This is a genomic window from Sphingobacterium sp. UBA1897, from assembly GCF_002337775.1.
GTDB lineage: Bacteria > Bacteroidota > Bacteroidia > Sphingobacteriales > Sphingobacteriaceae > Sphingobacterium > Sphingobacterium siyangense.
Genome location: NZ_DDGR01000006.1, coordinates 21,674 through 43,954 on the forward strand (window position 1 = coordinate 21,674; position 22,281 = coordinate 43,954).

Genomic DNA, 22,281 nt, shown 5'->3' on the forward strand with positions numbered 1-22,281 from the left:
TAAATCGTTTTTTATGACACGATTAACCTTTTTTAGGCTTGGAATACTGGTGCAATTACTGTTAGGTTGGACAGATTTAAGTTCAAAAACTATCAATGTTACACATTTTGGAGTGCTACCGGATGACGGGCTAGACGACCGTTACGCTTTACAGTTGATTTTGGATGGGCTTCACGATGGTGATAAAATATATTTTCCCGTAGGCATCTATACTTTTTCTGCGTCTTTGAGACTGTCGGGTAAAAAGGATATTGAGATCTATGGGGGCAGCGATTCCAATACATCCACGCTTATGGCTACCGGGTTCGATCCGTTCAGTTCCAATGTCAGCTGGACTAGTTTATTGGAAGTCAGCGACTGCAAAGATCTTATTATGCACGACCTTTTTATTGATGTCGATCGGCCCGTAAGTATCAATGGCACCGTCGTAGGGACTGGTGACAGTTCGGACGGGTCATTCTATGAAATTGATCTTTTATCTGAGTTTTCTGAATATGCGGATCGTTTAGCTGAGCTCAAGATCATGCATCAGCTCAGCTACAATGCCGATGGAACACCCAATTATCATATTTCCACACATTATGATCTAAAGAGCGGAAACTGGCCACGCATCGAAAAGCTAAGTACCTTACGTCTGAAAATTTATAATAATGATTCTCATAAACTCTGCAAAGGCGAACTTATCAATCTAAGACTAAAGATTACGGGCAATCCCTGCTTTAGTTTTTTAGGTGTCAACACATTAACAATGCGCGATATCACTATCTGGCAATGGCCTGCATTTGCGATGTATGTATCCGATCTAGCCGATAGTCGTCATCGCTCTGGGGATATGACGCTGGAGCGTATTCGTATGAAACCCAAACCAACTTCCGGGCGTTTGATGTCGGTTAGTGCGGATGGAATACATGTAGCCTCAATGGCGGGTACGTTTAAAGCCGAGCATTGTGAATTTGTTGGACTGGGCGATGATGCTATCAATATTCATAGTCGTTTGTGCCATATCGGCAAGATTTGTGCTGACTCGGTTTTATTGATCAATGGTTGGACGAAAGCTCCCGTCGAAGATGATTGGGCCTTCAAGGATGATATTATCGAATTTTTGGACGGTAAAACAGGCTTGCCCAAGGGCAAAGCAAAGGTCAAGTTTCGCGGCAAAGGAAAGTATCAATTAAAATCTATCCCGAAGAATGTCAATGTAGGCGATTTTGCGGCAAAAGACACGCGTACACCATCGACCATTATACGGGATTGCATGGTTTCAAACAGCCGTGCTCGCGGATTTGTAGTTCAGTCCAAGAAAGTTGTGATCAGCAATAATAAAATATGGAATATTTCTGGTCCGGCGATTTTACTTTCCTGTGATATGGACCGCTGGTTTGAAGCGACAACCGTGAAAAAGGCCACTATAACAGGCAACAGGCTAGATAATTGCAGTAACTACCTCAGATGGGACGATACCCTGACAGGTTATGGCGCCATAGCCGTTAAGACAGGACATGAAATAGGAGGGATTGACAAGCCCGCGGGAGTACATCAAGATATAACCATCCAGGCAAATACGGTCAACGACTGTGCAAATTCGGCAATCTTTGTTTCTTCGACTGATGGCGTTAAAATTAGAAAGAATAGAATCGAGAATTGTAGTAATCGTTCCAGTATTCCATATTTTGGGAATTATGCGATTTACTTAAAAAATTGCATCAATGTCAAGGTTGCAGATAATATGTTTAGCGAGGCGAATGAATTGGTAGGGAGAGACTAGTTGTTCTCTCGGCACTGCTGTCTTTAGCGACATAGGAAGGAGCGAGCTATGTCGATTTCTTTGGCGGTCGCTCTACCAGCTATGAGAAGAAGATGCAGGGAATGTACAGTAGTGTCATAGAAACGCTCAAGCAACATGTCCGGCAATATGCTATTATCGGGCTATGATAGGCTTCATCGATCCAATGGCATATAAAAAATGAGAAACCCTATAAATCTATACCGTACACAATATTACTAATATTATTAGTAATATTGTAAAATGAAACCGCTAGAAATCTTTTGCCGAAATCGGGTAATGTACGCTCAAATTACCGTGCATGATAAAAGCATGGGCATGAAAGATTATCATCTTTACAACAAAAATGGTCTTGCTTTTTATGTTTTCAGGAAATCTCAGGGAGAGTGGGAATTGGCATTCGGTCTACTCGCCGATGACATCAAGGAAGCGTGCATTGACGCTCTTATACTTCGCTTTGATACGGATGTGCCTGAGTTTGTTTTATCATCATGGAAAACGCCATGTAGTGGAAGTTCGGGCCAAGAAATACAGCCTTTGGCATATTTATCTCAATAATGCTTATGTAGGAAGTATTCAGTATGACACCTTCACTAAGCAGTTCAATTACCACCTTGAAGAAAATTGCTTATTGACCGATGATCACGTGGGGCTCAAATATAGGCGTTGCTGTGGGCAGGATCTGTTTTTGGGGTACCATAGCAATGGGTGTGACTGCATTAATAGGTCATCTTTTTGGAGTAAATATCGCTTAGTTCATTAGCTATAAATTCTTTCAGTACTTGTTGCAGTTTCGATTACAGCATTTTTTGTGTTCAGTCTTTCATATGCCGGTATAAAGTACCGAGACTTTATAGTGTGTTTTTACACAAAAAAAGCTTTACTTGCTTTTTCGGATTTTTATAGAACCCGTGTGAAAAATTTGCGTGTATTTTTGAACTACTTTGATCTTTAGGTTGTTTGTCTAATCAAAAAATTGAAAATTATAATTATGAAAGACAAAAAAATATTAGTTTCGGGTGCTAGCATCGCCGGTCCTACATTGGCTTACTGGCTGGATAGGTACGGCTTCGAGGTTACCGTGATAGAGCGTGCAGCAGCCTTGAGACTGGGTGGACAGAATATAGACGTGAAAGGACCAGCAAAAGAAATTGCTCTTAAGATGGGTATTTTAGAAGAGATCCGCGCACATAATACCACCGAGATTGGGCTACGTTTCGTTAATTCCGACAATCATACAATAGCAGAATTTCCATCTGATAGTTCAATGAGCATGACTCAGGAACTTGAGATCCTACGTGGCGATCTGGTTAAGATACTGTACGATCTCACCGCGAAGCGTGTAGAATATATTTTTGGTGATCATATCATTGATTTGATAGAAAGTGAAAATGAGGTCAAGGTGGATTTTGCAAGTGGAAAGAAGGGTGTCTTTGATATTGTGGTTATAGCTGAAGGTATCGGTTCTGCAACGCGTGATCTTGCCTTTGGCGGTCGTCCTCGTTTTAACTATTTAGGTTTATATACCGCTTATCTTACTATCCTTCGAAATAATACCGACAGTCGGTGGGCACGTTGGTATAATGCGCCAAAGGGCATTGTATTTATGTTGAGGCCTGATAATTATGGAAAGACAAGGGCTTCGGTAACTTTTCTGGCAAAAGAGAACGCGTATAAAGACCTAAGTGAAGCAGATCAGAAAAGAGCGCTTATTGATCGTATACAAGGTGCAGGCTGGGAATCTGAACGATTAGTTAATGAGATAAAAGAGAGTGAAGATCTTTATTTTGAGAGGGTCAGCCAAGTCAAGACTGATAAATGGACTAGGGGAAGGGTTGTCATTACAGGTGATGCCGCTTGGTGTGCTACACCAATAGCAGGAAAAGGTACAGACCTTGCCGTGGCAGGAGCCTATATCCTTGCTGGAGAGCTTTATAGAGCAGGTAATTATGAAGAGGCTTTCCGTAACTACGAAAAAATAATGAAACCCTACGTTCAAGAGTGTCAAAAGCTGCCTCCGGGTATTCCTCGTATAGTATATCCGGAGTCGAGAGTCGGAGTTGCACTCCTAAATCAATTGATAGCCATTGTTGGAAGCAAACCTGTAAAATGGTTGATGCGCGTTTTTTCAGGAGATAAAAAAGACAATAAGAAGAATAGAGAGAAAGAAATTATACTACCAGATTACGAATAGGTAACACTTAGCCGCGAAACAAAAAAAGAGTTTTTGTTAGTTTCTATTGTCACTAAAATATATGATCGGAATAAAAATATGATTAAAGAAAAAACTGACAATTTTGATGGCAATATATCAGGGGTTGTTGATATCAGATATGACAATTCAAATAAACCAATCGAGCTAAATTCTTCTTATTTTAAAGAAACAAAAAATTATAAATACAATTCACATGGCGATATAGAAGAAGAAAAAAGCAGATCTGAAGAAAGCCCTACCATACAATCATCAACCTATTCATATATTTATGATCATTATGAAAATTGGGTTGAACAAAAGCAGATTATTAAAAGAAATCCTAAAGACGAATTTGAAGGTGGAATTTTAATAAAAAGGAAGATCGAATATTATGAATAAAACGACCACTAAAAAGTGGTATTTGGTTTTTTTAATGGTTCGATGATTACTTTGTTTTTACAATAATTGATCAACATTGGGGTGGAAGGATACGAAATTCTATCGATTTGAGACAAGTTTTAATTATTAATCAGCAAATTGACGGAGGTAAAGTTTCAAAATGTCAAACGATATAATTTCGCCCGAACTTTTGTAGAACACGATAGCATCCCTTTAAATGGGGGCACACATCCAATTGTTGACATCATTTATTTTTGTAAGCAAAATTCAATGAAAAAGTATATAAACGGAAAAAAACCTTGAGTTTGGGAGGGGTGAATCCTGTTTGGTTTTTGAAAAAACATTATTTCTAGCTGTTGAGCACGGAGTACGAGCAGTCAAAAAGTTTTCTGTTACCTGATTTTTGACTATAGAAATTCTAAGCATTAAAAAATATTTTACATTGACAGATCAGGTTTGGATGATCATGGGAGAACTTTTTGATAAAAGACGGTTATCATTATCGAAGAGTGGGTTGATCTGGAATTTTCGTAAGACAGATAATAATATTTGATGAAGTGAAATAGCCTCTTGGAATTGAATTATAATTAGAATGGAATTTTTGAACAACATTTTATAAGAAATGAACAACAATTATCTCAACTAATCTCACGATCTTTACATTAGATGAATGCCCAAAGCCGGTTAACATCTAGCCCAAGCGGACATCTAGCCAAAATTGCCTCCCTTAATGATTATAAGGGGGGCTTTTTGTTTATTTTATTGTCTTAGTAAAATCGTTGAGTAAATCAGCTACGGTTTCCCGTAACCAATCCTACTCTCAAACCTATACCTTAGCCTTACAGTTTGTAATAATCTTAAAAGTTAATATCTGTAAACATATTAATTCAGCATAAATAATGTATATTAGGCTTGGGTATTAACCTTACCCGATTGAAAAGTATAATGCCATGATAGTAACCATGACCAATTCCATCGAAGGGAAGGAGATTTCACGCTATAATGATCCGATAGCTGATTTTATTAAAACTAAGGATATCGCAATCTAGTAATTTTGTCTAAATATTTATCTACCAATAGTATATGGCTAACACTTTTAAAATGATAAGAGTATTTTTATTTTTTATTGCATTTACATTTACAATAGGAAATGTATTGTCTCAGAAACTTTATGAATGGAAGCCACCAGCAGTGAATTTTGCTGTTCGTAATGATGTATCTACTAATGACACGGTATTTTTAATTATAAAAGATAGGAGGGTAAACCCTGAAAAACTCAAATCAGATACAGATTCAAAACAAATTTTATCAGCAATAATATCTGATGTAAAGAGAACATTTCCGAATGTTTTGATTAATGATAAACTCACACCAAAAGAGGGTAAATTTAATATAATAATTAATCTATCATCTTACGGCGCTGGATTTGGAACGGAAATTTCAGCTGGAGTTGGAATGGTTGGAGGGAATATCAATTCTTTTATCTTTCCAAAAGGAAAATGGAATGCAATTACAGCACTTACATGTACAATAATAAAATCGAATAAAAAGGAAACAAGAGAGTTTTCAAATGTTTCATCAAAAGACAATTTGTGGGGCTATAAGAGCTCTCGGAAGGCATTGGAAGAAACATATTCATCTACAATTAACAATTTGCTCCTTTACATTGAAGACGCATTTATGTTTTAAATTGATGTTGATTGAAATTTGCGTTTCTTTTCAGTTCCAGTATGCTATTGGATAATGGAAATATATATATTTTAATAAACTTTCTTTACTCATTGCGAAGAAAGTAACAAAGCCTATGAATGCGATAACAGCTGGTATAAGCGTCTGGCGGAGAAAGAGAAAAAATAAAGCTATAAACTAACCCTAGATATTTTTTATGCATACAATTACAGAAAAGTTACTGGAATTGGAAAAAGATGAACATTTTCAAAAATTAAAAGCATTGTTGCAGCGGCCGAATATTTTCCAAATTTTAAAATTAGATAGATATGAGATACGACATTCTAATTTTATTGCCTGGCTGTTGAACCCAAATGAAAAGCATGGTCTTGGTACTCTATTTCTAGATAAAGTTTTAGGAGATCTTATCCCAAAAGAAGTGCTTTCTAAACGCGGTGCTTTCAAATGGATAAAGCGAGAGTCTATTAATAATATTGATCTATTTATTCAATTTGATGATTTGATCGTCGCTATCGAAAATAAGTTTGATAGTGGTGAGCATTCTGATCAACTAACAAATTACCGAGAGTATGTCGATCAACATTTTCTTCATATCTCAAATAGATTTTTTGTTTTTCTTACGCCTGGTGGTAAATTAACAATATCAAATAATGAGTATAAGATCTATTCTTATGCCACCATAGCCAAACATTTGAATCATATTTTGACAGATAAAACAATTAACATTAATGTTCATAGTAGAATATATATAGAAGATTACTTAAAAGCAATTCAAGCTACCTTAATGAAAACAAACCCTGAGAACCTACTTGCTGCGCAATTGTACAATCAATACAAGGATGTATTCGATTTTGTAAAGGAAAATATCAATTCGGACGTCAATTATATCACCCATCGGTTTAACCTGCTTCTAGAACAAAATGTTCCCAATTACGTAAGAGGGTCTGAGTATTATAGTTTCAGTAGATTTACGACTTCTCCTATTACCGAGATCATGAAACCTATAAAAAATACTACTAGTCGTGCATGGAAAGGAAAAGAACCATTTTTATTCGAAATATCAATGGAAAAAGAAGAGAGAAGGATTGTATTTCTTGTAGGTGTTTCTGATTTTAATAAAGAATTGAATCAATTTATTCATCAAATATTTACAAAGAATGGCTTGATTTGCTTAGATCCTATGACACCATGGAAAGTGTATAATATTACTAGTATTTATTTTGATTTTAATAGTTATAAAGATGATGACTATATAAAACAAAGATTTGATGAGATATATCAGATCGCTAAGCGAACAGTTTTATTGGTCGAAAGACTCATCCTAAATAATCGAGAGGATATAGATCAGCTTTATAAGATTCAAAATATTTGATTGTAATTAAAGGTTGTTATGGGATATATGCCTGTCGTGTCAAGGGCTAGGATCTATTAAAGACAAATAATAATCTAAGAAAGCGTTATTATACCCCACTTATGAATTTAAAAGATATCCAAAAACAATTTAACCTTGATCAGGTATGGATCATGACCATACAAGCATCTTTCCAGAGAGCAAAAGTATATAAAGGCCATACAAATAAAGATCAACGAAAACGTGAATTGAGGAAACAGATTGAAGATTTGGCTCATCAATATGATAAAGTGGTTTCAGATGAGCAGCACATCCAAAATATTTTATCGCTGAGGTGTCAGGACGATATTGGACTGAACATTAATTTCGGTGTAGCTCAAAAACTCTTGAATCTTTATCTTAAATATTTATGGACATTGGGGTATTTGCGATATCCACCCCCTCACTTTCCCGTCGATCGAATGATTCAACAGGCATTAAAATATGACTTCTTATTTAACTGGACGGATTTGGATAATGTCGAAACCTATAAACGATTTATTGAATTTGCCAAAGTTAGGATGAGTAAGGAATCATTTGATTCTATAGCTGAGTTAGAATTGGCAATATACAATGGTTGGATTAATAGAAATCGGAAATAGAAATATGATTTAGCTATTGGACTGAACAAAATGCATAGGTTTCAATATCGATTTAATTCAATTACATGAATTTCACATTTTATATAATCAATGAAACTTAAAAACTAGCTATGTCTAAGACATCCAAAATAAACTGGAAGGACTATGAAGCCATTACTAAATACGTATATGAATCCCTCGGTGCGCAATATGGTATCAAGGTCTTAGGTTACGGATGCATGTAAGCTAAAAGGAAAATCCGGTGTAATGCATCAGATTGATGTCTTGACTGAGCAATTAGATGGTACGAAAAGCATTCGCACTGCGATTGAATGTAAATACTGCAAAGAGAAAGCTAATAAGGATATTGTAATGAAACTATCTGAAACTATGCTTGACTTGGGTATAGAAAAAGGAATAATTGTATGCAAATCAGGATTTACTAAAGATACCGTAAAGTATGCTGAACACAAAGGTATAAAGCTAGTTAAGCTTTGGGAAGCCGGAGAAAGTGATACGGATTACAAAAAAGACATAGAGTTTGGAACCTTGGATATTCGTTTAAACATCACACGCTCTCGTGCTAATATAACCAGTATAACTTTTGGAGATAAAATTGTTCATTTTGATCCTTTGATAGGTGCGGCCTATTTATTTACACTTCGTGATGCTTATGGAAGAGAAGTTAACTTAAAACCGTATCTGCTAAAATTTGCTTCTGAGGTAACCAAAAGGAGAGAGGTTTTAAAGAATGTTACACTTGATTATTCAACGGATAGAAAATTATTTCTAGCTATTGAGTACGGAATACTAGCTATCAAAAAGTGTTCTGTTACCGGATTTTTGACTATAGATGAACTAAGCACCAAAAAATATTTTACATTGACGGATCAGGTGTGGATGATCATGGAAGAACTTTTTGATAAAAGACGGTTATCATTATCGAAGAGTGGGTTGATCTGGAATTTTCGTGAGACTGATCATATATTTGATGAAGTGAAATAGCCTCTTGGAATTGAATTATAATTAGAATGGAATTTTTGAACAACATTTTGTGAGAAATGAACAACAATTATCTCAAGTAATCTCACGATCTTTACAGTAGATGAATGCCCAAAGCCGGTTAACATCTAGCCCAAGCGGACATCTAGCCAACATGGCCTCCCTCGACGGTTAACGAGGGAGGCCTTTTTATTTATTTTATTGTCTTGTTAAAACAGTTGAATAAATCAGCTACGGTTTCCCGTAACCAATCCTACTCTCAAACCAATACCTTAGCCTTACAGTTTGTAATAATCTTGAAAGTTAATATCTGTAAACATATTAATTCAGCATAAATAATGTATATTAGGCTTGGGTATTAACCTTGCCCGATTGAAAAGTATAATGCCATGATAGTAACCACGACCAATTCCATCGAAGGGAGGGAGATTTCACGCTATAATGATCCAATAGCTGCCAATGTAGTCATCGGTACCAATGTCTTTAGCGATATAGGGGCGAGCTATGTAGATTTACTATGTTACATTGGAAATTGCTATTGCCAATTATTATTTCACAAAGTCAGATATGAAGGTTTTATTTTTCCAAGGTCGAATAGTGATATTGAACTTTATGTGAACAAACATCTACTAAAGTTGCAGCACCGATAGTATACTCTCTATCATATTTGAAGACTGTTAGCCAAATTCAAAAATTTACCGATTTAAATATTTAATTATTGTACATATGTATATATCACAAATTAATCTATCAAATTATAGGGGAATAAGGGAAACGCGAAGAGTCAATCTATCAAGATTTTCTTCTGTTGTTGGCAAAAATGACGCAGGAAAAACGATTGTATTAAATGCAATAGCCACATTTTTAGATATTAGAAATTTTCCTATTACAGAAACGGATTTTAATGATTCGACTAAACCAATAGACTTTGAGTTTAGCTTGTGTGCCGAAAATATCATTGAATTACTAGAGTCAAAGGTTAAATCAAGAGTTAAGAAAGCTGAGGGACTAGAAGAATTCGTTAAAGACTTAGTATTCGAAAACACTATTTCTTTTAAGCGAATAGTTAAATCGGTGGGAAAATCCTGGTATGAAGAGCATATTCTATTAAATGATTTTGACAAAGAAGATTTAAGGGAGTTGTATTTCAAGTCCGATGAAGAAGTCACTAAAATATTAGAGACGTATAAAATTCAAATTCCCGTTGCAGGAAAAGGTAGAAACTCCAAAGCTGAAAAAATTAAGTATATAAAAGAACATTTTAAGGATGAACCGAGATCAAACTATTGGTTAATAGATGACATGAAAATTTCTTCTTTGTTTCCCGATGTTGAAATGTTTAAAGCAGACTATGGTTTGGAGGCCGATACTAAATTTAAGACAGCTTCCGTAACGGAAATTGAAGAGTATTTTACAAGAGAAGAAAAGCGTTTACGCGTGTTTCAGCAAGAGATAAATGTGGAAATGAGAAAAGAAGCAAATATTCTTAAAACCTATATGCAAGAATATGCTTCTAATTTAAAAGATATTGATATAACACCTAATGTTTCTTGGAAAGATGCAATTAAAAGTGTAGATGTTTCTTTTCAGTTTAATGGAGACGAGAAATTTATCCCAATGACACATAAAGGAACGGGCTATAGAAGACTATTTATGGTAGCGCGTTTCAGATATTTGGCTGAAAAGAGTAAGGGAAATAATATAATTTATTTAATAGAAGAACCTGAAACGTTTCTTCATCCCACAGCCCAACAAGATTTATTGAATGCTTTAAAAGAGTTGTCGATTGATAGTCAGGTGGTTACAACAACACATTCTCCAGTTTTTGCGGGTGCAACTCATGTGGACGGTGTGGTTTTGTGTACAAAAGACGGTCAATCCAATTATGAAAATGCTGTTCAGGGGAATGAGCAGGACTTTTTGTTTAAAATAATTGATGAATTGGGAATTAAGCCATCTTTTAATCTTCGTGATAACTTTGATAAAATTTTATTCGTTGAAGGGCAAGATGATGGCACCTTTTATAAATTAATTGCAAAAAAACTTCTAAATATTGATATGAATAATGTTTTGATTTTGCCATGTGGAGGTAGTAGTGTTGAAAGTTTCATTAATATTGAATATTTTAAAAAGAACGGCAGAGCATTATTTTTACTTTTAGATAGTGATAAAGGATTAAAAATTAGAGACCCTAAAAAGCCTGTTTTACAAAAACAACTTATTGATAAGTTTAATGTTGAATTCGGTACTGCATATTCACTGAAAAAATCTAATATTGAATATTATTTTCATCCAGCTGCTTTAAAAAGGCATTATTATCACCTTAAAGAAGAAGAAATTGATATTTTTAAAGATGATGAGGATATATCTACCTATTTCAAAGAAAAAGGCATAAATAAAAGACAAAATGTCGATATCTTTAATTCAATGACAAAAGAGGAGTGGGCAGAAGTAATTGAGCCTGAATTATTGGAATTTTTAAGTCATTTTAAGGAAATTGATGCCCCAGAGATATATCAAAAGGAGTGAGAATGCCACACTTAAAAAAACGTGCATTAAATGAGTCAATTTGTCAAATCAAATGTATTATTATCTAAATTATCTGACTATACTATATTTTTTTTGTAAAATAACTCCTCAGTGAAGCATATATTATTCGTGATTGAAGAATCAATGCATTTGCAATAACACTGTGAATTCAAAACTCATAGTAAAATTTAAAATTATTTATTACACTTAAATGGATATAAAAAATTTTCTATTACAAGAACTTAGAATTCATCCGGACTGCGATCCTCAATATAAGAAGGTATTAAAAGGTACTAGATTTATTTTTAATACTTTGGACAAAAGTTTATCCGATGATACCATCTCCCGTAAGTTATTTGGTCAACGCGTATTTATCCATACAATTGTGGGAAAGAATGGAAGTGGTAAAAGTTCAATACTAGAATTAATTTATAGGATTATTAATAATTATTCCTACTATATTTTAAAAGGAACTAGACCAAAACGTGTTGCTGCAGAACCAATCTATCTCATCGAAGGGTTGTCGGTCGATTTAGAATATGTCGTTGACGACAAAGCATGTACCATTTTTGTTAGAAATAAGTCACTAGCATTGATCCAAAGAGATAAAAAAGTATATTTTGGAGAGTTTCATTCTGATTTTGAATCCTTTGAAGACTATAATCAATCTAAACCTCAGGTTATTAGAGATCTTGCGTCCGCTAGTTTTTATACCATTGTGACAAATTATTCTCTTCAATCACTTGTTAATATGGATTTTAAAAATGAGGTGGTAAAAGAGATGGCAACGGGTAAAGGTACTGGTATTACAACGAATGGAAATTGGCTCGACAGTCTTTTTAGAAAGAATGACGGATACATTACTCCAATTGTACTTAATCCCTATAGGGAAGACGGAATTTTAAATTTAAATAGGGAATACTATCTCACACAATCACGAATATCTGCATTACTTATTGAGACTAGAAATAAAAGAAAGCAATTTCTAGAAGGTTATCAATTAGCAACAATCAACTATAATAATAATATTGAACACTTCCTTCCAAAGTTTTTTGAAAAATACAATTCGGCTGACCTCAGTATTCACTTATCTGAATTGTTGTTTGCTATTCGGGAGGGGAGATCTATAGCAAGTTTCATTATTAAGGAATATAATCTATTTCCTAAACTAGAAAAAGAGGAAGATGTAATACCGTATGCTTATCTGGTGTATAAGACGCTTAATGTATCAAGTAAATATCCTCAATATGAACAATTTCAAAATATTCCACCTTTACATTCATTCGATAAGGTACCTAGCTCACTAGAGCAAGAAGATTTAAAATTAGTGATTCAGGAAATATTAATTGACAAGTCTCATGTAAATACGAAAATATTTCAAACTTTAAATTACATAAATTTATATGACAAGCATTTAGAACAGTTAACTCTCGATTCTTATAAACCCTATTTAAATAAGGCCATTTACAAAGATTTAAATGAAATAATGGAATACCTACCGCCCCCTTATTATATACAAGAAGTAATGCTTTTACGAGTCGAGGAAAATAGCACAATGAGACTTTCTGATCTTAGCTCAGGTGAGCGACAATTTATATACACAGTTAGCACCATAATTTATCACATCAAAAATCTGTTGTCGATACAAAATACTCATCGGATTAGGTACCGAAATATTAATATAATACTTGATGAATTAGAAATTTGTTTTCATCCGGAATATCAAAGAAAGTTTATTGACCAATTTTTAGACTTGATTAATCGTCTAAATATTCTTAGAAACTGCTCTATTAATATTTTGATTGTGACGCATTCGCCTTTTATCCTTTCTGATATTCCTAAAACTAACATCTTATATCTTGAGAGGGGCGAGCAATTGTTTGATCAAAATCTTGTCAATCCATTTGCTGCTAATTTAAACGATATATTATATCAAAGTTTTTTTCTTTCTGGCGGATTTATGGGAGAATATGCTAAGAATCAGATTAACTCAGCAGTTAAGGCATTAATGTATAAAATAGATAGGGGAAATCTGCCAAAAAAATCTGATTGGAGTAAAAATACATTAAAGGGTCTTATTGACATTATTGGAGAGCCATTGTTAAAAGATAATCTTCTATCCCTTTTTCATCAAGCATTTGACATCATATCGATTGAGGATCAGTTAAGAATGAAAGAAGAAGAGATAAAGTCTCTGAAAGATCAATTGAAGAACCAAGATAAAATTAATTAAAAATGAGGTCAATATTGATAACACCTGAAGTTGTAGCGATGGCCGCCAATTATTCGAATACCGTGTTTACAACAAGAGCTTCGTCATTTGATAAGCCTAGGGCAAGATTGCTCAGTTTGCGAACAAAGTTACGAAATAAACGTAGGCTTAATTCTGATTATTCAGGTTATGTAACTACCATTTTATCCCTGTTGAATACGTTGTATGATCTACATCCGTCAAACTACGATCAGATACATACACAGTCATTTTCTTCCTTTAATATAGATTTGAAGAAAAGAATTAAACTAGGCTCACAAAATAAGACTTTTTATAGTTATGTTACATCAGCAATGAGGTACGATGCTGTTCGGGATAAAGAATTTTTACCATTTATAAAACAACTAGGCCTACGTTCTTGCGTATACTGTAATGCCAGTTATGCTCTTTCAATCCATCTTGATAAGAATAATTTTGGAAAATTTGAGCTAGACCATTTCAAGCCTCAATCTAAATATCCATATTTATGCACAAATTTTTACAATCTTGCGCCTTGTTGCTCGAATTGCAACAAATACAAAACTAACAATGATAGTGAGTTCTTTTTGTATACCACTGATCCTACTACAATTGATCATTTTGATTTTAAACTTGATAAACATTCAATTATAAAATATATGCTCTCGCAGGATTCAGAGACATTAAAGATAAAATTTTCAGCTCGTTTTCATAACGGACACGATAGATTATTTAAAATTCAATCGACATATGATACTTTGAAAGATGTTGCTGAAGAACTAATATGGAAGAGTAAGATTTATAATAGTTCCTATTTAAAAAGTTTAGAAGACGGATTTGATCGAAAGTTTTTGACAGGTAATTTTTATCGCTTTTTACTTGGAAATTATGATAGGCCTTCAGATATTCATAAAAGACCATTATCTAAAATGATACAAGACATTGCAAAGCAGCTTGGTATCATTGATTGATATCTCAGATGATTCTTTTTCTATAGTACAAGCAATCTTATTGAAAAATGGTATTGAATACACTGTTATTCGAGATACTGAATTGAAAATTAATACTATTTTTATTGTTTAAAATTTATTATGGCAAGAACAGCTCCCAAAGCATCAACTTTAAGACAATTATTTGCATTATCGGGAAATGAATGTGCTTTTCCCGGTTGTAGGCATGCTTTGGTTAATAATGAGGGTGTATATATCGCTCAATTGTGTCATATTGAAGCTGCTGAACGTAATGGACAACGCTATAATGAAGATCAAACAGATGAGGAGCGTAGAGCTTTTGAGAATCTAATTCTATTATGTCATGAACATCATAAAGTAACGGACGATGTAGAGAAATATGGAGTGTCGGATTTAAAATTGATGAAAAGTAACCATGAACAAAGGTTTTTAAATAACCGTTATGAGTTAGAAGACGAAGCGCTCGACCAAGTTGTTGATTCTATTCATGAGAAGCTAGATCATATTATTGATCAGAATAATCGCACTCAGTTATCATTACACAACTTAACACAGGAGATTACTATTATTAGTTCTACCCAGGCAAATGTTTCCACTAATCGAGATAATTTATATAGCGATATATTGAAGATCGGTATTGATCTTCGAAGCGATAACAAATACATAGGTGCATTAAGTTTTTTTCAGAAATTTGAAAAAGATAAATGGAACAATTTATCAAATGAAGTAAGGTTTAAATTACTCGCTAATACAGGTGTTACTTTATTGGACATGGGTAGAAATCTTGATGGAGCTTCTTACTTTTTGAAAATTAATGAATTAGGAAATCAAACGCTGGAAAGTTTGGCATATACTTGTTTGGGATATGCTATCCTTAAAAAGGAAGAACAGTTTGACTACTACTTTAATAAAGCAATATCTCTTGGTACTGATAACCCAAACCTATGGCTAGCTTTTCTTTTATGCAAAGGAGGTATTATTTCTGCAGCAAGGTTACAAAATGAGATTCCTTCAACGCTTCTAAAGTCAAGTTTTATTATTATTAAGTTGTTGGAGTTGTATAATGCAGAAGGGAAACTAGAGGAAGCAAAAGAATTATTTTGGAAAATTGAAGCGAGTATTGAGAGAGAGGATTTTAAGGATTGGCAGATTATCAATATTTACGTAGGACTAATCGTGTCTTCAGTTCTCACCGTTGAAAAGTTACAGCTACTTGTATTTACCGATCATGAGCTAAAAGTTGTTATAAAAGCTATCGCTTTGTATGACAGGATTATAGCTTTATTAGAGAAAAGTGGTGCTGATAAAATTTTGGCAATAGCTTATTATAATAGAGCGCTGTGTTATATGGCTTTATCTAAGAGGGCTGAGGCTGAAAGAGACCTGGAAAGATCTTGGAATATTGATCCATACTTTTCTTCATTTAAAGGGCTATTTATTTTTCATTTAAAGAATAATAGATTCGAACGATGTGAGCTTTTGTTGCAAGATTGGAAGAACAAAAAAATTAGTGTTAATGATGAAGAGCGTTTTGTGACACTGGCTTGTGAAGCTAGGCTTTTTTCGAAGAAAGGGGACACTATCGGTTTAGAGAGAATTTTAATGGATGCATATGATAAGTTACCCCTCGAATATAAATCGTTAGTATTAGATAATCTCATCTTAAATGGTGTTGAATTGAAAGATTACAATTTAGTAATCAAATATTCGCGTAAACTTATCTCTGAATTCCCGGAATATATTTATGGATATATAGGATTATTCGCTTATAATATGAAAAATAGAAACTTTCGAGAGGCGCTAAGTGTACTAAGGGAGGCAAAGAACAAGAAGTATGATTCGCGTAATGAAGCTTTTATTTGGATGCAATTAGCGGATGGTTTTTGTGAATTAAAAGAATATAATGAAGCATTGATTTATTTCGAAAAGCTAAAAGAGTATAATTCACTGAATGCAATGACTCCCCGATTTGCAGAATGCCATTACTACTTACAGAATTATGAAAAAGTAGTTGCCTTACTTGGAGATAGAGATTTTATTCATTTAGATTTCAACTCAAGACAATTCCTATTTTGGTCATATCATAAAATGGGTTTAAATGAGAAACTAAAGAATGTTTTGGAACAGGGATTAAAACTTAAGGCATCAAAAGATGTTAACCTATTCAGAAATTTAGGTGCGAGGTATTACGCAGAAAATAAGCATTTTAATAAAGCGGTTGATTTAATATTAAGTATAGACGACTTTAGTGGATTCGATGTGATGGCTTCATTTGATTTAGTGGGCCAATTATCAATGATGGGATATGTAAAGGAAGCATTTGATTTAGCCTATAAATTGAGGGTGTTGTATTATGATAATTTTGAGGCTCAGAAGTATTACTTTGATTTGTCTACGCACCATGGTAACTTTTTTAAAAACAAAGAATTATTCTTAGATCAGGTAGGAGAGAATACCCTTGTGGTATTAACAGACGTATATAATCGAGAATACAAATATTATTTGGCGGGCGACAATATGATTTCTGATGGAGTTATTTTAGAATTTGAGAACCAATTATGGGGAGTACTTTTGAATAAAGCCAGAGGACAGGAAGTGAGTCTACCAAACACAATAGGGGTTTTTAAAATATTGGAAATACACAGTAAACATTTGGTTGCGTTTAGAGATTCGTTATTTCTTTTGGAAAATAAATACGCAGATAAAGCTGGAATCTACTTTACCAGATTTGGATAGAAAGTGAATTTATATTGTGGAATTTTTAAGTAGCATAGTGATCTGCTGTTTGTAATTTTTCATCTCCTTATCATCCTTATTTAAACTTAAGCAGTAGTTTATCTTTCCTAGTATGTGGTACAAGTAGTTTCCTCTCTCTTCATTTATTTTAATTAAATGGCTTTTTAAACCAAATTTTCTTATATAAAAAATTTCCTGCCTAATTTCCTTTCTATAAACTTTGGGAGCTTGTAACTTATCATTAACTACCACTCCAGTTACAATTTGACGTGTATCCTGTGTTAGGAACTGCGTCTTATTTGGGTTCAAACGAAAATTACAAAAGGGGATTTCATTTAAACTGAGCTGTACCTTTGATATTATTAGATGATAGTCAATATTATCATTAAAGCTAAAAGTTAAATCATCTGCATATCGTGTATATCTAATATTATGGTCAACCGCAAATTTTCCAATACGTTCATCAAAATCAAGCATTATCAAATTAGAAAGCATGGGGCTAGTAGGTGACCCTTGCGATAAAGCACCATTTAGGCAGCATAGGCGAGAAAAAAGATTAGAAAGCCCTTTTGTATAGCCCCATTTAATAAATAAATTCTCGATAGATTGTGCAGATATAGATGGGAAAAAATCTGTTAAGTCTAAGCATAAAACAAATTTTTTCCCTTTGTGGTACTTAGCATTGTCTACAGTGTTCTTATTTTTGAGATATGCTTTTGCAAATTTACTTGGCTTCAGTTCTTGAAGAATATTTTGATTTATCCAAATCTGAATTTCTTTCAAACTTGGAAGTGGTTCATTAATAGTTCGAAGTTTGCCATTTCTTTTTTTTATCTGAAAACTTCTATAGAAATGTTTAGTATAAAGTGCCGCTCGAGTTATGTAGCGAGTACTATAGCCAGTTAAAGATGCTAAATGGGATGCATCAAATATTACAGGTATTTTATTTTCTATCAATACTTTAGCGTACGCTAAATATTCATTAATCTCTTTTTCAGTATAGCCTGCCTTATAGGCTTTCTCCTTAAATTTCTCAGAATATTCTAAAAATTCCATTGTTAAAAATCAATTTAGGCTCATTATACTACTCTAAAACAGTATAATGAGCCTATCGACAAAGGTGGAAAGAAGGTGGCAAATGTTGAAGGCCGCAGGCCGAAACTTTGACGCCTTCTTTCCACCTGAAAGCTTGAATGGTCATTCTCTAAAAGCATTACGACTCGCAATACCCATCTATAAAGATTTATTTTAAAGCTTCTTTTTCCTAGGTAAATATATAAAATCTTTTTTGATTTTCGTAATTTTATTCTTTTCATCTGGCGTAATCCACAAATTAAGCCTGTTGTCTATTTTATCCAAAAGGGTATACCCTGATCTTTTTATGGACTGCTCCTCTATTACTAAATAGGATTCAATTAAGTTGCGTTCAAAATCACTCTTTATAAAATATTCTTTAGGATAAGAAACATTTATATTCTCGCTAAATTGCAATTGGGAAGAATCTCTAGGCAAAATCTTTTTTTCTAAGTAAGATAAAATATTTAGTTTTTTTCCACCTTCGTATAATTCTTTAGTATCGATTGATGCTATTTTTTTTTGAATAAAGCTAAATTGCTGTTTAAGATATGTCCCTCTAAAGTCAGGGTATAGCAAAGTCAACCTATCGAAAGAGTCTATATAGAAAAAATCAACTTTTCGCTCTTGCACATAATAAACAAGCAAGCCAACGTTAATTAATTCGCCCAATAAATGCGAGTGATTGTATCTTAAAATATTAACATTAATTTTTAATTCGTTCATTCAGATAAAGAGTTATATAAACTAGTTTCAAAACTAACAATATTTTCTTGGACAAATTTTACATAATCAATTAAAAGATTACTGCTTGGACATATTATTCCGTTACCTTCGAGGTGTTTGATATACAGTTTAAATTTTATTATGGATAAATCTTCAAGTAAAAATATGAAATCGTCAAATATTCTAGGATCAAAATCTTGTTTTAGCTTATTAAAAAAAAGATGTTTCCTAAAATTGTAATTAGTTTTTCCTTGTTGTATTAAACTCTTTATTCTTTCAAATACTATTATATCGTCCGAGTGTAAATCACTAGAATCTAAATGTAAGTCTTCTCCAACGTCATCCAAATTTGAATTATTTAAAAAGTTGAAAGTTAGTTCATGATCTATTAAGAAAAAACCTTCATCATCAATCATTAAATTCGGCTTATTATTTTGTCCCCCTCTATCAACATTTAAAATAAAAAAATCGAAGGCATAAATAGTCGCATACTCGGATATAGAAAATTCAAATTGATCATTAAATCCGGCTGTAGATGCTTTTATATATTCAAAACTTAGTTTTCTTTCGTTTAATGAATACTGTTGTACATTCTCCATTTTAAACTGGGTAACCTTTTTTGAACCTGATTGTATAATGTATTCAGGAATTTTTGCTAAATAACATTTGGGTGTTCTCAACTCAAACTCGTCTATTAAATAGTTAACCACACATTCTTTAAAGGTGGGATATGCTGATCGTTCATGCTTTGTCTTATATAATTTTACGACATAATGGGCAAAAATTCCTTCATTATTCAATGCAGCCACCAAAATTGGTTTAGTTGATCCCCCTTTCATCACTTCAATTAATGTAGTAACTTCTATTAAATTCATCGAATTATATTTCCTCCAATATAATAATTTATTTTACTTTCCACATTTTCATTAAGAGTTGTTATAATTCGAACTTACTATACACAGGCTAACTGCCAACTATTATTTATACTATATTAAATTTAACAAATTGTATTTAAGAGAGACGAGTTAGTTTTATGTCGATTATATTATTTCTTATTGTTTTCCTTATTATTATTTCCAACTAACTCCAAAACCTCTTCCTTTCGCATTTTTTCATATTTAGAAGCATAATCCCTGTGTATAAAGATCTTTGGCGAACTATTTTTAAAAAGTGGTACAATCATTTGGTTGCGTGGAGGTTTGCTGAGGAGATTTGTGATTTCAGTAAATTTCTTTTTTTCGAGTTTTTTATCCATCTGTGAATGGAGATGCTTCGCTGTCGTTGGTTTATTCAGATAACCTTCCAAAATGAGACGATCTAGTTCGTTTGCCAATAAGTTCTCTGTTGATCTTAGCTTACTACCTGTACTTTCCGCTATTGCTGCATGAGTAGGTGAGGGTAATTTTTTTAAGTCAATTTCCTCTTTAGAGAACTCAACAAAATTTTTATAGGAAACTCCCCAGACACGTGTGGAAATCTTGTTAGCATCATCTAGATTCAATTTTCTTTTTAAACGTTCAAAGGCACTATAATCTGATTGTATGATGCCTGCAATTTTTGCTATTGTTTCTTGACTTAATTTAAATTTAAGTCTTAGATATTTAAGTGCTCTCGAGAATTCTTCGTTGGCCATTCTTGTAAATAGATTTAATTTTATTTGATTTATTCTATCTATATCTTTATATTTGTCATGTAGTTATAGCGAAAAGTAGGGTGGTAAGCCCAACTTAACGATGTCACTCTCGTTCCGAAATCGCCAAATTCCCACGAGATGACCGTAGGTTCGCCATATCTCTGTGTAATGTTTATATTTGTAAAAATTACCAGAGGGTGAACCTTATGTCAGTCTTTTGGGGAACCCTAACTTCGGTTAGGTTGGCGTTTGGCGATGCCTGGTCAGAAGCATTAAGGTTCATTCTTTGGTTAATCTACTTCGAAGCCTAGAACATTCAAGAGTAACATCGTTCACATAAAAAACCAAAAACGATTATGAGAACGAAACGAACAAACACCATCCGTTACCCTCAATCGATCCAAGTTGGATTGACTAGGTATTCCCGCAAATCACTTTTAAAGAACATATTCCGTGCCCCCGAATAGGTTGCGCTCAATAAAAAACAGGCTGTAAAGAGCAATAAAAAGGAGAAGTGTTGACTTTCCTATAAATGAAAAAACAGCTGAACCCAGTTCAGTTTCCCTCTTTATACGCCTGTCACCGACCTATTATCAATATAATTGCATTAAAAGGTAATATTGGCCAATGATACAGCTTGATTTAATATTTGCACCTTAAAATTAAGCAAATTTTCATTCAGTCCAAACTTTTTACCCCTAGTTTTTATTGCAATCCAATATTGCTGTAGGTCGGTATTTTCTTCTTTCCGGCAGGGAGCGCTATAATTAACCCTATTTATGTTTTGAAATTGTATCAGGGCGCTTTTCGGACTTTTAATCTTATTTGTCCATTTTGGCATAGATCATATTTGACCTATGCAGAGGCAAGCCATTTGAATGCGAAATTTTCGCTATAGGGGATGCTATGGCCTAATTTTCCGATAGTACCTCAGGGCTTGCCATACTTGATAAAACTAAATTATGAACCAAAAATCAAACAACATGCTGCCCTTTGAGCTAGCATGTTATGAAATATACGACAATGGATACGATCCATTGAAAACCATTCGGGAGTTCTGGCCCCAACATACAATAAATGACTGTCAGGAAACCCTGTGGGTACTCTTTCAAAACTATAGAAAGTGTGCGGTACAGGAAGATGCTGCCGACGTAAAGCAGATGCATACCTTTTTGATGAAAGTGTGCCGTGCGCTGATGGCTTATTTCCTGGTACACTTTCGCAAGATAGGCATCGATGCTGTGCCATTTACCTTTGCAGAGCCTGCGGAAGTCATTACGGCGGATTTGGAAGCCAAGAAAAGGATCCACAATTTCTTTAATAGAATTGCTGAATAATACCTAA

General features: G+C 33.7%; 18 protein-coding genes. 14 read left to right on the top strand and 4 right to left on the bottom strand.

The window, feature by feature from the left end; genetic code table 11:
- Positions 1-13: 13 nt before the first annotated feature.
- The 13 genes from B4N43_RS04345 to B4N43_RS04400 all read left to right on the top strand — a co-directional run bounded on the left by B4N43_RS04345 (position 14) and on the right by B4N43_RS04400 (position 17,504).
- Positions 14-1,765 (top strand): right-handed parallel beta-helix repeat-containing protein, encoded by a 1,752-nt coding sequence (locus B4N43_RS04345; protein WP_286733026.1) that lies wholly within the window; start codon positions 14-16, stop codon positions 1,763-1,765.
- Between the two features lie 261 nt (positions 1,766-2,026).
- Positions 2,027-2,341: a hypothetical protein gene (locus B4N43_RS04350; RefSeq protein ID WP_286733029.1), complete on the top strand. Its 315-nt coding sequence runs from the start codon at positions 2,027-2,029 to the stop codon at positions 2,339-2,341.
- A gap of 433 nt (positions 2,342-2,774) precedes the next feature.
- A complete protein-coding gene (locus B4N43_RS04355; RefSeq protein WP_286733031.1) occupies positions 2,775-3,977 on the top strand; it encodes an FAD-dependent monooxygenase in 1,203 nt (400 codons plus the stop codon).
- 78 nt (positions 3,978-4,055) lie between these two features.
- Positions 4,056-4,376: a hypothetical protein gene (locus tag B4N43_RS04360; protein WP_286733033.1), complete on the top strand. Its 321-nt coding sequence runs from the start codon at positions 4,056-4,058 to the stop codon at positions 4,374-4,376.
- A gap of 1,101 nt (positions 4,377-5,477) precedes the next feature.
- A complete protein-coding gene (locus B4N43_RS04365; protein ID WP_286733035.1) occupies positions 5,478-6,065 on the top strand; it encodes a hypothetical protein in 588 nt (195 codons plus the stop codon).
- A gap of 196 nt (positions 6,066-6,261) precedes the next feature.
- Complete coding sequence (locus B4N43_RS04370; protein WP_286733037.1) at positions 6,262-7,437, top strand: PD-(D/E)XK nuclease family protein; 1,176 nt, start codon at positions 6,262-6,264, stop codon at positions 7,435-7,437.
- Between the two features lie 101 nt (positions 7,438-7,538).
- Complete coding sequence (locus B4N43_RS04375; protein ID WP_286733039.1) at positions 7,539-8,057, top strand: hypothetical protein; 519 nt, start codon at positions 7,539-7,541, stop codon at positions 8,055-8,057.
- A gap of 246 nt (positions 8,058-8,303) precedes the next feature.
- A complete protein-coding gene (locus B4N43_RS04380) occupies positions 8,304-9,041 on the top strand; it encodes a restriction endonuclease (RefSeq protein WP_286733042.1) in 738 nt (245 codons plus the stop codon).
- Between the two features lie 386 nt (positions 9,042-9,427).
- A complete protein-coding gene (locus B4N43_RS25475) occupies positions 9,428-9,688 on the top strand; it encodes a heavy metal-binding domain-containing protein (RefSeq protein ID WP_376749025.1) in 261 nt (86 codons plus the stop codon).
- A gap of 76 nt (positions 9,689-9,764) precedes the next feature.
- Positions 9,765-11,567 carry an ATP-dependent nuclease gene (locus tag B4N43_RS04385; protein ID WP_286733045.1) on the top strand — a complete coding sequence of 601 codons (1,803 nt, stop codon included), beginning with the start codon at positions 9,765-9,767 and terminating at the stop codon, positions 11,565-11,567.
- 211 nt (positions 11,568-11,778) lie between these two features.
- Entirely contained in the window at positions 11,779-13,800 is a 2,022-nt protein-coding gene (locus B4N43_RS04390; RefSeq protein WP_286733046.1) for an AAA family ATPase, read from the top strand.
- Between the two features lie 269 nt (positions 13,801-14,069).
- On the top strand, positions 14,070-14,768 hold the full coding sequence (locus B4N43_RS04395) for an HNH endonuclease (RefSeq protein WP_286733048.1): 699 nt from the start codon (positions 14,070-14,072) through the stop codon (positions 14,766-14,768).
- A 120-nt stretch (positions 14,769-14,888) separates the two neighbouring features.
- Positions 14,889-17,504 (top strand): tetratricopeptide repeat protein, encoded by a 2,616-nt coding sequence (locus tag B4N43_RS04400; RefSeq protein WP_286733051.1) that lies wholly within the window; start codon positions 14,889-14,891, stop codon positions 17,502-17,504.
- 9 nt (positions 17,505-17,513) lie between these two features.
- Here B4N43_RS04400 and B4N43_RS04405 read toward each other — a convergent pair whose 3' ends face one another.
- The 4 genes from B4N43_RS04405 to B4N43_RS04420 form a co-directional block, all read right to left on the bottom strand.
- Complete coding sequence (locus B4N43_RS04405; protein WP_286733053.1) at positions 17,514-18,560, bottom strand: retron St85 family RNA-directed DNA polymerase; 1,047 nt, start codon at positions 18,558-18,560, stop codon at positions 17,514-17,516.
- 192 nt (positions 18,561-18,752) lie between these two features.
- Positions 18,753-19,304, bottom strand: a complete 552-nt coding sequence (locus B4N43_RS04410; RefSeq protein ID WP_286733056.1) for a DUF3037 domain-containing protein — start codon at positions 19,302-19,304, stop codon at positions 18,753-18,755.
- Positions 19,301-20,179 (bottom strand): HipA family kinase, encoded by an 879-nt coding sequence (locus B4N43_RS04415; protein WP_286733059.1) that lies wholly within the window; start codon positions 20,177-20,179, stop codon positions 19,301-19,303. The genes B4N43_RS04410 and B4N43_RS04415 overlap by 4 nt, the downstream gene beginning before the upstream one ends.
- 170 nt (positions 20,180-20,349) lie before the next feature.
- Complete coding sequence (locus tag B4N43_RS04420; protein WP_286733061.1) at positions 20,350-20,937, bottom strand: helix-turn-helix domain-containing protein; 588 nt, start codon at positions 20,935-20,937, stop codon at positions 20,350-20,352.
- A gap of 962 nt (positions 20,938-21,899) precedes the next feature.
- On the opposite strand from B4N43_RS04420, the gene B4N43_RS04425 reads away from it, so the two are divergent.
- Entirely contained in the window at positions 21,900-22,274 is a 375-nt protein-coding gene (locus B4N43_RS04425; RefSeq protein WP_286733063.1) for a hypothetical protein, read from the top strand.
- The last annotated feature ends 7 nt before the right edge of the window (positions 22,275-22,281 follow it).